Source organism: Psychromarinibacter sediminicola (assembly GCF_029168335.1).
Taxonomy (GTDB): Bacteria; Pseudomonadota; Alphaproteobacteria; order Rhodobacterales; family Rhodobacteraceae; genus Psychromarinibacter; species Psychromarinibacter sediminicola.
The window spans coordinates 1-10,235 of record NZ_JARGYC010000105.1; the positions used below are offsets into that span (position 1 = coordinate 1).

The following is a 10,235-nucleotide window of genomic DNA, read 5'->3' on the forward strand; positions in this document are numbered from 1 at the left end:
CAACTGTGCCTCAATGTCTACTCCGTCCCGCACTGCCGACCTCGAGACGTTGATTGTTCTGCGGCAGGGATGAAAGGCCGCTTCGGTGACGCTGCGGCGCCGCACAGGCGGTCGCGCCCAACGGCAGCTCAGGGCCGGAAGCGACGGTCTCGCAGCTGCCGCCAGGCGTGTGGGGCGCTGCGTTGCCGCAGGTCGGCTTCGCGTCCTTTTACGAGATTCATGTCGCGCTATCCGGCGCACCCCACGCAGCGGGAAATGTGCGGAACGAGGTCCCGGTGTTCCCGCCAGACCCAATTTCCACAAAGGCATCGTTTGAAGAATCTCCGGTCGGCGGCCCCGCGGAGTAATTGGCGGAAGCTTCCCGCGAGAGGATCGGCTCCTCCGACGGGCGCGGCATATTGCGACCCGGCATATTCTGTCGGCTCTTCCTCGCCGTCACCTCACGAGCAGGATCGGGACCTTGCAGGTGCGGAGCATCTCGAGGCTTGTTGAGCCGACGAAGAGGGACCGAAGCCGGGAATGCCCGGAGGCGCCCATGACGAGGTGATCGAATTCATCCGCCTCGATGAGCTTGCCAAGAGCCTCTTCCGGCTGGCCGGGCAGAATGCCGGTTTCCGCGTCCAGTCCCGCAGCCGACAGCATGGCTTTCGCATCCTCGAGTCCATTCTTCGCGACCTCCGTCGCAGACCCGACAGTGACGATCCTGATGCCGAGACCCGCATAGATCGGGGAGCGGGCAACGTAGTCGATCGCGCGCATGGCGCTTGCACTGCCGTCGTAAGCAATCAGAATCTTCCCGATCGGCCGGAATGCCCTTGAGGCGATGAAGAGCGGCTTCGAGGAGGCGCGCATGACACGCTCCAGATTCGATCCCAGATGCCCTTTGGCAAAGTTGGCGGCCTCGCCACGTTTGCCGATCAGGATCATCTCGGCTTCGCCCTCCTTCTCGGAAATCGCTTCGATGAGATCCCCATGCCGCAGATGCTCGGTGGTCCGGATCCCCGTCTCGCCGAGAAGTGCCTTGGCGTCCTCGAGGATGGCGCGGCCGCGTGTGAGGGACAGTTTCGCGCGCTGCTCGTCGAGACTGGAAAGTTCCTCGAGCAAAGCGCTGCGGGCGCCCAGGGAAATCGCTCCGGAAAGGTCCGACCCTGCGCCGCCCTCACGCCGGCCAAGCACATGCATCAACTCGACGGCGTAGTCGCCGCGCCTGGCGATCCAGCTGGCATGGTCGCAGACGCTCTTCGAATAGGTGGAGCCATCCACCAAGGCGATGATCTTCATGATCATTTTTTCCCTCCCTCAATGAGACATCAGCTTGTCCATCGCGCCGGGCTCGTCGTGGACAGCGAGCCTGTCGACGATGGTCTTCGATGCTTCGTTCATGCCGACGATCTCGACCTCGGACCCGTCCCTGCGGAACTTGAGTACGGCCATGTCGAGAGCCGCAATCGAGGAGATGTCCCAGATATGCGCTTGGCTTACGTCGATCACCACGCGGTCGGCAGCTTCCTTGAAGTCAAATGCGTCCATGAAGTCCTCCGCCGAGGCGAAGAAGAGCTGTCCCTCGACATGATAAGTGCGCACGCGCCCGTCATCGGACAGGGACGAGGTGACCCGGAAGAGCTGCGCGATCTTGCCTGCGAAGAACAGGCCCGAAAGCAGCACGCCCACCAGCACCCCGATGGCGAGATTGTGAGTGTAGACCACCACCGCCACCGTCGCGAGCATCACGATAGAAGAGGACCGCGGATGCGTTCTCAGCTGCTTGATCGAGGACCAGGAGAAGGTGCCGATTGATACCATGATCATGATTGCCACGAGGGCGGCCATCGGGATCTGCGCCACGAGGTCGCCGAGCACGACAACCATGAACAGCAGGAAGACACCGGCCGCGAAGCAGGACAGCCGCCCCCGGCCGCCGGATTTGATGTTGATGATCGACTGGCCGATCATGGCGCAGCCTGCCATCCCGCCGATGAAACCGGTTGCGGTGTTGGCAAGGCCCTGACCGATGCACTCTTGGTTCCGGTCCGATTTGGTATCGGTCAGGTCATCGACGATGTTCTCCGTCATCAGGCTTTCGAGCAATCCCACAACGGCCACGGCGGCAGCATATGGAAAGATGATTGCCAGAGTCTCGAGGTTGAGCGGAATGTCCGGGATCAGGAAGACCGGCAGCGTATCGGGAAGCGCACCCATGTCGCCAACGGTGCGCACGTCCCAGCCCATGGCAACCACCACTATCGTCAGGACGATGATCGTCACCAGCGGCGACGGCACGGCCCGCGTCAGGCGGGGAAAGAGGTAGATGATCGCGAGTCCGGCCGCAACGAGTGGATAGGTCAGCCAGGGGACGCCCGTCAGTTCCGGTATCTGCGCCATGAAGATCAGGATGGCGAGCGCGTTGACGAAGCCGGTCATCACCGAGCGCGAGACAAAGCGCATCAGGTGCCCCAGCCGCGCGAAGCCGGCGGCGATCTGGAGAAGGCCGGCGAGCACCGTGGTCGCCAGAAGGTATTCGAGGCCGTGGTCAGCAACCAGCGTAACCATGAGCACGGCGGTCGCTGCCGTTGCGGCAGAGATCATGCCGGGCCGTCCACCGGCGACGGCAGTGACAACTGCAATGGAAAATGAAGCGTAGAGACCCACCTTGGGGTCCACTCCCGCAATGATCGAAAAGGCAATCGCTTCGGGAATGAGGGCGAGCGCAACGACAAGGCCGGATAGCAGATCGCCGCGCACGTTACCGAGCCATTGGCGCCGGTAGGCGTTAAAGTTCATGTTTGGGATGTCCCGTTCCTGTGCAGTCCGGCGGCGACGCCGCGCCGGTCATCTTTTTAGATAGTCTTGGTTGGCCCGGCGGATCGGCGGCCGGGAGAGCCACCCGGGGAATTGCACCCCAGGTCCAGATGATGAGCGTTCCGATAGCCGCCCCAAAAAGGAATCGCAAGGCTGTGGCCTTCGGGCCTGGTCCAGTTTTCCTCGGAAACGCTTGCGCGTGCCGCAGAAACCTCTCAACTACACAGGCATTCCACGCATGGTGTGCGTTTCGCGAGGGGCAGGAATGTCCCGCATTCGGACCTCGCCCTCGTGAATGATGCTGCACGGTGCCACGAAGGACCGCTTCCGGGAATGCGGTGCAGCGAGGAGCATCCCGACGAGAGTCCGCTCAGGGCCGTCCTACGCAAGCAGCGTCGCGTCTTTGCAACGGTGGAAAATCCGTCACTGAACAGACACCGGTTGTAGCATTTCGTCAGTGTCAAGGTTGAGCGCGCTGCGCCAGAGTGGAGACTTGAACACATGACACACGTGCTTGCCGGCGCTGTCCTCCCGGGTCTCAATCAACAATCCCGCCCATTCGAGCGGCCGCAGCACGCAAGATGAGAACGCGGCCATCTCTCGCCACCCCGCGGTATCCCAATCCTGTGTCTCGCCGTAGAACGTTTCGAACAAGGTAGCCTCGGTCGTTCCATGATCGGCCTCTACGTTGATCACGTTCATCCAGACGTCCCATTTTCCGAAGGGACGGTCGTCGAAGCGCGCATAGGAAGCGTGATCGATCTGGAACAAAAAATATGGGATCAGTTCGGCAAACAAATGGCCAGGGGCTTGCGCCAGCTCTGCTCCACGCTTGGTCAGTCGAAACTCACCCTTTCGGTGACGTCCAAGGCGCAGGGACATTAGCAGGAAATGCAGAACCTCGAGCGGGGGAAACTCATACTCGTTGATCACCTTGTTGTAGCGGAACATCTCCTCTGTGCTTTTTCCCGGCCACTCGAAATGCTCAACGGCCCAATGGACGAAAACTCGCTTGAAGGCCTTTGTTTTGGTTAGACCAATTGACCCGTGATTCTGAGAATATTGCAGGGTCAGGAGAGCGCCCCGAAGCAGCGGAGAATGCGCGAGGTCGGGATGGTCATCGGCGAGAGCGCGGAATTCGATCATGTCAGGATGTTGCCACAGACCGCGGTGTGGTTCCATGATGTCCGCATTGCCAGCCTTCACCCGAACCTGCATTGTGCAAGTGCAGCGAAGGTCAGGGCTCGCGGGCCGCACCGCGGCGAAGCAGGACAAGGGTCAATGGTAGCACTGGGCCGGGCCCGACGCCGAGCTTGAAACAACCAAGGACGCGAGCTGGCTCTCGCTGCAGGCAGGACCTAATCGCGCCAATCGGATCCGACGATCAGTCGCCAGCCTCCGACGCAGCAGAGAACACCGCCTCCAATCGCGATGCCGAGGCCGATCATCGGCGGGTAAACCGCCGACAGTGTTGCGCCGCCCCCGGCCAGCATCATGCCGAAAACAAGGACCACCGCCCAGACGTTCAAACGTCCTCGCGTGCGCTCATCGATTTGCCCCCTTTGACGTTGCACCATGCGCACAATTGCAGGAACCAGAAGTATGAAGCCCGCCAGGATGGCCAGGAGCCCGAAGAGGAGCCGGGTCGAACTCAGCGCCGTACCTGTAGCAACCAGTGTTGCGGCCACCACGACGAGGGGCAGGAGATCTGGATCGTCGTTGTCCTGAGCCATTGTTGTGCCGTGACATATGACCGGACCGAGTCGCAATTCCGCTCGGCTCGTTGTTGGTTGCTCTCCCAAGGGCCAATGACCCGGACCTCTGACGCATCAATCACTTCGCAAGTAGACCTGCACGACAGGTCCGATCCGGTCGATGATCTCGTCCGCGGTCATGTCGACCAGGGGCGGCAGCTTGAGGATGTAGCGGCAGAGCGCCATCCCGAAGAGCTGGCTGACGATGAGGCCCGCGCGAGTCTCCGCGTCCTCGGCAGACGTGAGACGGAGAAGATGCCTATTTCAGCGGATATTGAGACTCTGGGCCGTCGGCTCGCCGACACCCACCACGGTACCTGGCGCGAGGACGTGGCTGAGGCGATGACCTATGCCCTCAGCCGCACTGCCTGGTGGGAGGACTGGGGCCATCTCTACCCCGACGGAACCAGCATCGAGGAAGCGGAGAAGAACCTGCACGCGGCCCTCGTCGTCGCGAACATGTGATGGGTACCCGTCTCCCTGACAAGATCCTGAGCCTCGCCCCCGGCGAGGTCATGATCCTCCCGGACCCGAACCGGAACCTGGACCGGGCCCTCATCACACTGCGGACCAAGTCACCCCGACTTGCTGACGTTCAATTCACTGCTTCCCGTGTCCGATACATCGAAGGCGACTGGCTCGCCCCCGGGATCAAGATCGAAAGGATATCCTGATGGGATGGACATTCATGTACCCGCCTCGCGACGAGAAGGCGGAAATCCTTCGGCTCCATGAGCTGGTGCCTGACGCGCCCTACACCTGCGAGGTGCTGCGCATCCCGAGGGTCAACACGATCTGGTACTGCGCTGTCCGCTACGCCGGCGACCTGAAGGACTCACTGGTCTCCGGGTACACCCTGGACCCTGATGGCTCCGTCGTCTGGTGCTCGATCTTCCTGACGAAGCGGGACCGCGGCGAGTGGGGCTACAAGGGGATCACCGAGGACATGGCCCCGGCCCCGCAGCACTGCAAATGCCCGGCCGGCGTGCTCAAGCTCCTGAGCCCGACGACGAACGAGCACGCGCTCGACTTCCGCCGCCGGTCCCTTCGCTGGAACAGCCGCCCCCGGCCTAAAGTCGGAGATCGTATCCGCACCGCGGTCGAGGTGTCCGGCTACGGCCGCACCTTCACGAAGCGGAACCTGGGCCGGAGCGTCTACGAGTCCGAGAAGACTGGCCAGCTTGTCCGCCTCAGCGGCTACTGGCTCGATGGAATGGAGATCATCTGACATGGGATACACACACTACTGGACGCACCGCCGGCGGTTCACGAACGCCGAGTGGACCGAGATCAAGGACGACATCGTCGCCATCGTCGGCACGACCGACGTCATCATTGGCACCTCGCATGGGGACTCGCCGATCCCGACCCCGGGCGCGGTCTGCATGGATAAGGAAATCCTGATTAACGGCGTCGAAGAGGACAGCCATGAGACGTTCGTGATCTACCAGGACCGGGCGCCGAAACCCGAATGGCAGACCATGCCCCGCGGCTGGGACTTCTGCAAGACGGCGCGCAAGCCCTACGACGAGGTCGTGACGGCCTGTCTCTGTTACCTGGAGAGCCAGTACCCGAACAAGTTCACGGCCAGTTCCGACGGCTTCGAGCATGAGTGGTAGGACGGCCTCGCCCTGGCCAAGCGTGCCCTGCCGCGCCTCGACAACGTTGTCCATGTCCCGTTCGACGTGCGCTGGGACTCACAGTTCGTGTTCCGGTCCGACCTCTACTGGGTGCGCAGCGACACCTACTACTGCAACCAGCGCAAGGACGGGGTTGTCCTGCTTGGGAAGAATTCCGACCCCTACAATCCGCTCGGCCATGTTCCGGCAGACAAGGCCGAGGACTTCATCGCTGCCGCGCTCCAGCGGTTCGAGAGCGTGCCTCGCTCCTGCTTCGGCAAAGAGGATTGCCGGCGGATGGAACGCAAGCAGGACGCCGCGATGCGCGACCTGATCTCGGGGCCGCACGTCGCCGATTGCCGGCAATCGGGCTTCCACTGGGTCTGATATCCAGCTATCCCAAACCTGTATCCGATGGAGGATCACATGAAACAACGAGCTTCTGCTCTTCTTGAGCAGGCACACACGGCCGCCGTCCGTGAGATCGAGGCGGCGGCCGCGGACCTGATCCGCGAGCGCGACGACATCGTGCAGATCGTCGACCTGGGGATGGGGGCCGTCCCCATGGTTGTCTACACCAACGGCAACTATGGGTTCTGCGACGATGATGAGGATCTCTGGCCCCTCGAACAGAAGTGCGTGGAGCTCGCGGAGACGTTTCGCAGCGGCGTCGGCTTCGACGTGCGCCGGGACAACCTCCCCGAGCCCGAGAGCTTCGCGAAGTTCGCGAAGGACCACGGCCTCAAGATCGACGACGCAAAGCCGATCCCGAGCGACGATGACAAGTTCATCATGTGGCACGTCCGCGTCGTCACGAAGTACGGCCACGTCTTCTTCGACAACAAGTTCGGCACCGGCCTCGGTTATGTCGTGCCGTGGGCCAGATCCGGTATCGGTACACTGCGTGTCCTCGTCTCCCGCATGGATAACCCGCAGAGGCCGCGCACGGTCTATGACGTCGGCATCTTCGAGGACCTGAAGCAGCGCTACCACCGCGCCGCGCCGATCAATCTCGAGGAGCTGCTCGAGATCGTGCAGCTGGAGTGCTCGCACTGGGAGGAGACCTTCGAGGAATGGTGCTCCTCCATCGGTGAGAACCCGGACAGCCGCAAGGCCGAGGGCATCTACCACGCCCAACAAACGATGGCAAAGCAAGCCCGTGCCGCGATCGGCCACGACGAATTCGAACGCTTTCTGGAGATCGAAGCATGAACTGGAACCCCCGAAAGGATCACCCCACCCACAACGCCTACGTCGTCGCCGATTTGGAGAGCGAAGAGACGAACGGTCAACATTAAGTTGACAGAGAACAAGGCGCCTGGTGCCGTTGCGCGGTCCTCGAAGACGATAGCCGAAAGGAAAGAAGAGCGTGTGCCGCGGCATTCAGCAGATTCCCTACCAAGGAGGGGCTCTCGAGAGCCTCCTCGCCCGAACCCGACGCCGTCACAAGATCCTGAAGGCCCAACTGAGAGATGTGGAGGCACTCCTCAATGCGTATTGAAACCCTCGCCCGTCGTCTGGCCCAGAAGACGAACGAACCCCTGATCGAGAAGCTGGTCCTGGGCGAGATCGAGGTCACCGATCTGCCGATGGAGCACATCATCTGGACCGGCAACGCGGATGGAGGGACGAACACCCATCGGTCGAAGATGGAGAGAGACTACGGCAATCTCCCGTACAAGACTGTGGTGCGAGACAAGAAGCGCCCGGTCATCAAGTGGCAGGGCAAGCGTATCGGCGTGGCCAGGCTGCTCTTCCAGATCGCGACCAAACCCAACTTCGAGTTCCGCCTGAAGTCCCTCTGCGGCGAAGACATGTGCGTGAACCCCCTCCACCGGACGGTCGAGCAGATCAACGGCCAATTCGCGCCACCGCCGCCGGAGGAAGCCCCAGACATCGGCAATCGCGGGGACGACGACTGGACCTTCGAGGAGGGGGTCGAGATCGCCGAGATGATGCTGACGGAGAACACCCCCACTTGCTGGGACGAAGTCGTTGCCCTTCCGATCACGGAGGGCATGCCCGAAGACCTTCTCCGGGAGGTTCTGATCCACCTGAACAAGGAGCACCTGACACGATGATCCAACTCGGCAATTTCCACGGCGTGGTCGCCGCCGGCCTGGGAGAGAACGCGATCAGCGTCATCGACCGGGACGGCTGCGAATACCTGATCCCGGTCATTCCGGCCGTCGACTGGGTGCAGGGGGCCCGCGTTCCGATCTCGATCGAGGGCGAGTTCGGCGAATTCGAGGCCAAAGGGAGCCAGCGGCTTCCTGGCGTCACACTGTCGAACGTCACCAGCGTGGACATCATCCACGACTACTACGACGAGGAGTTCGCCTACGACGCACGCGACCTCATCGTCCACATGAAAGGAGGGGAAGGCGTCAGCTGGCGTCTGATCTGTGATGCTGCATGAAACCACGATCGACATCGACACCGACTGGGGCTTCCTCGAGGACGTCCCCGCGGTGTTCCACGTCGACATCAACTCCACCCTGGACGTGGTCAGGTCGATCAAGCTTAAGACCGCAGCCGGCCTGGACCGAGATGTCTGGGTGACCCTCGCGGGCTACGGCGAGATCAAAGGCATCGAGAACTTTCTGGAAGAGAACTTCTTCGACCTCGCCGCCTAATAACCACCCCTATCCGAGCGGATACTATGGACAGATACGAAGTCGCGCGGCAGTTCGCCGCGACGCGGTTCGAGCAGAGATTGCGCCTCGCCAAACCTGGGAAAGTTCAACCTGCCAGCCATACGGTTGAACCGCTCCCAACACATCGAGCCCGAAGCCCTCGGAAACTTCATTCAGAAATTTAAGGCGGAACTGGCATGGCAGTCCTCCACACGGATAAGTGTGGGCGGGTCTACACCCGTTCGCGATCGAAGCTCCTCTGGATCCGTTTCGAAGGGCGGGACGGACGCGAAATTCGCAAATCTGCTCGTACTGTAGACCTGGAAGAGGCGATCCAGAAGCTGCACCAGGAGCATCGACATGCACACAGCCTTACGTTCCGTGAGGCCGCGGTCGACTTCTTCGAGGTGACGGACATGAAGCGCTCGAGCCTCCTCAGCTACACGCGCCGGCTGAAGTTTCTCGACCCGTACTTCGGCAGCCTGACCCTGTCCGAGATCGACCGGGAGAAGCTCAAGGCGTTCGTGGCCGCCCGCCGGCGGCAGGTGAAGGGAGGCACGATCCGGCGCGACCTAGCTGTGCTGTCCTCGATCTTCAACCACGCGATCAACCACATGCCCGGGGCACCGGAGGTCAACCCGGTCCACAGCTTCTCGAAGGTGGACCTGAAGCTGGTCAGCCGGGACCGGTTCCTGACCGAGGACGAGTACCAGCGGCTGCTGGAGGCCTGCTGGGAAGACATGCACCAGTACATCATCACGGTCGCCTGCCACACCGGCATGCGCTCCGCGGAGCTGAAGGCGCTACGCAAGCCGATGCTACACCTGGACCGTCGGGAGGTGCTCCTTCCAGGCAAGCTGACCAAGAACGGGAAGTCCCGGGTGGTCCCCCTGACCGCCCATGCCGTCCGCACACTCGAAAAGGTGTGCGAGACAGCCCCGGACGACCTCGTCTTCTGGCACAGACTGACCGCTCGCAGAGAGCCCGCACCCTACCGATCTTTCGACGGGTTCTTTCAGAATGTCCGGGAACGCGCTGGCCTAGAAGACCTGCGTTTTCATGACCTTAGGCACACCTTCGCCTCCTGGTGGGTGCAGTCCGGAGGTGACCTCTACACCCTGAAAAGCATCCTCGGTCACAGCTCCTACCGCATGGTCGAAAGGTACGCTCACCTGGACACCAAGTCGGCTCATAACGCCGTGCGGAGCATCAACCTTCCGCACACTTTCCGCACAATCGAGGAAGAGTAGTTCGCACACCATGGCATAAGTTTCTGATATCTAAGGGCAATCGAAAAATGTCCGATGAGTCTCCAACTAATAGTGCATGTCCTCGATCTGGTGATGCCCGTGCAGCTGGTTCAGGAAGAACCCGCCGTAGCGCGACAGCCGCGGGGCGTAGGTCTCGAACCCGGCGCGGCCGTCGAG

Annotated in this window: 13 protein-coding genes, 1 pseudogene and 1 other annotated feature; of the genes and pseudogenes, 9 read left to right on the top strand and 5 right to left on the bottom strand. The window is 61.7% G+C overall.

Annotated features, from left to right (window positions below):
- Positions 1 to 435: 435 nt before the first annotated feature.
- The 5 genes and pseudogenes from P1J78_RS22770 to P1J78_RS22790 all read right to left on the bottom strand — a co-directional run.
- The gene (locus tag P1J78_RS22770; protein ID WP_275569682.1) at positions 436 to 1,287 is read right to left on the bottom strand and encodes a universal stress protein; all 852 of its coding nucleotides are present in this window, start codon (positions 1,285 to 1,287) and stop codon (positions 436 to 438) included.
- A 12-nt stretch (positions 1,288 to 1,299) separates the two neighbouring features.
- Positions 1,300 to 2,781, bottom strand: a complete 1,482-nt coding sequence (locus P1J78_RS22775) for a SulP family inorganic anion transporter (protein ID WP_275569683.1) — start codon at positions 2,779 to 2,781, stop codon at positions 1,300 to 1,302.
- A 69-nt stretch (positions 2,782 to 2,850) separates the two neighbouring features.
- Positions 2,851 to 2,910, bottom strand: a sequence feature (sul1 is cis-regulatory element that is thought to sense ions involved in sulfur or methionine metabolism; They are found in Alphaproteobacteria).
- Between the two features lie 312 nt (positions 2,911 to 3,222).
- The gene (locus tag P1J78_RS22780) at positions 3,223 to 3,945 is read right to left on the bottom strand and encodes a hypothetical protein (RefSeq protein ID WP_275569684.1); all 723 of its coding nucleotides are present in this window, start codon (positions 3,943 to 3,945) and stop codon (positions 3,223 to 3,225) included.
- Between the two features lie 212 nt (positions 3,946 to 4,157).
- Entirely contained in the window at positions 4,158 to 4,532 is a 375-nt protein-coding gene (locus P1J78_RS22785; protein WP_275569685.1) for a hypothetical protein, read from the bottom strand.
- Between the two features lie 96 nt (positions 4,533 to 4,628).
- Positions 4,629 to 4,796 (bottom strand): annotated as a pseudogene (locus P1J78_RS22790) (TetR/AcrR family transcriptional regulator); the annotation flags it as partial.
- 12 nt (positions 4,797 to 4,808) lie between these two features.
- Here P1J78_RS22790 and P1J78_RS22795 point away from each other — a divergent pair.
- The 9 genes from P1J78_RS22795 (at position 4,809) to P1J78_RS22835 (ending at position 10,058) form a co-directional block, all read left to right on the top strand.
- Positions 4,809 to 5,018, top strand: coding sequence for a hypothetical protein (locus tag P1J78_RS22795; protein ID WP_275569686.1), 210 nt, complete (start codon positions 4,809 to 4,811; stop codon positions 5,016 to 5,018).
- Positions 5,019 to 5,226: 208 nt separating this feature from the next.
- On the top strand, positions 5,227 to 5,781 hold the full coding sequence (locus tag P1J78_RS22800) for a hypothetical protein (protein ID WP_275569687.1): 555 nt from the start codon (positions 5,227 to 5,229) through the stop codon (positions 5,779 to 5,781).
- 1 nt (position 5,782) lies between these two features.
- Positions 5,783 to 6,172, top strand: a complete 390-nt coding sequence (locus P1J78_RS22805; protein ID WP_275569688.1) for a hypothetical protein — start codon at positions 5,783 to 5,785, stop codon at positions 6,170 to 6,172.
- A 66-nt stretch (positions 6,173 to 6,238) separates the two neighbouring features.
- Positions 6,239 to 6,559 (top strand): hypothetical protein, encoded by a 321-nt coding sequence (locus P1J78_RS22810; protein WP_275569689.1) that lies wholly within the window; start codon positions 6,239 to 6,241, stop codon positions 6,557 to 6,559.
- Positions 6,560 to 6,598: 39 nt separating this feature from the next.
- On the top strand, positions 6,599 to 7,384 hold the full coding sequence (locus P1J78_RS22815) for a hypothetical protein (RefSeq protein ID WP_275569690.1): 786 nt from the start codon (positions 6,599 to 6,601) through the stop codon (positions 7,382 to 7,384).
- Between the two features lie 278 nt (positions 7,385 to 7,662).
- Positions 7,663 to 8,253 carry a hypothetical protein gene (locus P1J78_RS22820; RefSeq protein ID WP_275569691.1) on the top strand — a complete coding sequence of 197 codons (591 nt, stop codon included), beginning with the start codon at positions 7,663 to 7,665 and terminating at the stop codon, positions 8,251 to 8,253.
- Positions 8,250 to 8,591, top strand: coding sequence for a hypothetical protein (locus P1J78_RS22825; protein ID WP_275569692.1), 342 nt, complete (start codon positions 8,250 to 8,252; stop codon positions 8,589 to 8,591). The genes P1J78_RS22820 and P1J78_RS22825 overlap by 4 nt, the downstream gene beginning before the upstream one ends.
- Complete coding sequence (locus P1J78_RS22830; RefSeq protein ID WP_275569693.1) at positions 8,581 to 8,808, top strand: hypothetical protein; 228 nt, start codon at positions 8,581 to 8,583, stop codon at positions 8,806 to 8,808. The genes P1J78_RS22825 and P1J78_RS22830 overlap by 11 nt, the downstream gene beginning before the upstream one ends.
- A gap of 197 nt (positions 8,809 to 9,005) precedes the next feature.
- Complete coding sequence (locus P1J78_RS22835) at positions 9,006 to 10,058, top strand: tyrosine-type recombinase/integrase (RefSeq protein ID WP_275569694.1); 1,053 nt, start codon at positions 9,006 to 9,008, stop codon at positions 10,056 to 10,058.
- The last annotated feature ends 177 nt before the right edge of the window (positions 10,059 to 10,235 follow it).

Coding starts and splice junctions, on each gene's coding strand:
- P1J78_RS22785 (WP_275569685.1), bottom strand. CDS start 4,532: ATGGCTCAGGACAACGACGATCCAGATCTCCTGCCCCTCGTCGTGGTG.
- P1J78_RS22825 (WP_275569692.1), top strand. CDS start 8,250: ATGATCCAACTCGGCAATTTCCACGGCGTGGTCGCCGCCGGCCTGGGA.
- P1J78_RS22795 (WP_275569686.1), top strand. CDS start 4,809: ATGCCTATTTCAGCGGATATTGAGACTCTGGGCCGTCGGCTCGCCGAC.
- P1J78_RS22800 (WP_275569687.1), top strand. CDS start 5,227: ATGGGATGGACATTCATGTACCCGCCTCGCGACGAGAAGGCGGAAATC.
- P1J78_RS22830 (WP_275569693.1), top strand. CDS start 8,581: ATGCTGCATGAAACCACGATCGACATCGACACCGACTGGGGCTTCCTC.
- P1J78_RS22815 (WP_275569690.1), top strand. CDS start 6,599: ATGAAACAACGAGCTTCTGCTCTTCTTGAGCAGGCACACACGGCCGCC.
- P1J78_RS22835 (WP_275569694.1), top strand. CDS start 9,006: ATGGCAGTCCTCCACACGGATAAGTGTGGGCGGGTCTACACCCGTTCG.
- P1J78_RS22770 (WP_275569682.1), bottom strand. CDS start 1,287: ATGATCATGAAGATCATCGCCTTGGTGGATGGCTCCACCTATTCGAAG.
- P1J78_RS22820 (WP_275569691.1), top strand. CDS start 7,663: ATGCGTATTGAAACCCTCGCCCGTCGTCTGGCCCAGAAGACGAACGAA.
- P1J78_RS22780 (WP_275569684.1), bottom strand. CDS start 3,945: ATGATCGAATTCCGCGCTCTCGCCGATGACCATCCCGACCTCGCGCAT.
- P1J78_RS22805 (WP_275569688.1), top strand. CDS start 5,783: ATGGGATACACACACTACTGGACGCACCGCCGGCGGTTCACGAACGCC.
- P1J78_RS22775 (WP_275569683.1), bottom strand. CDS start 2,781: ATGAACTTTAACGCCTACCGGCGCCAATGGCTCGGTAACGTGCGCGGC.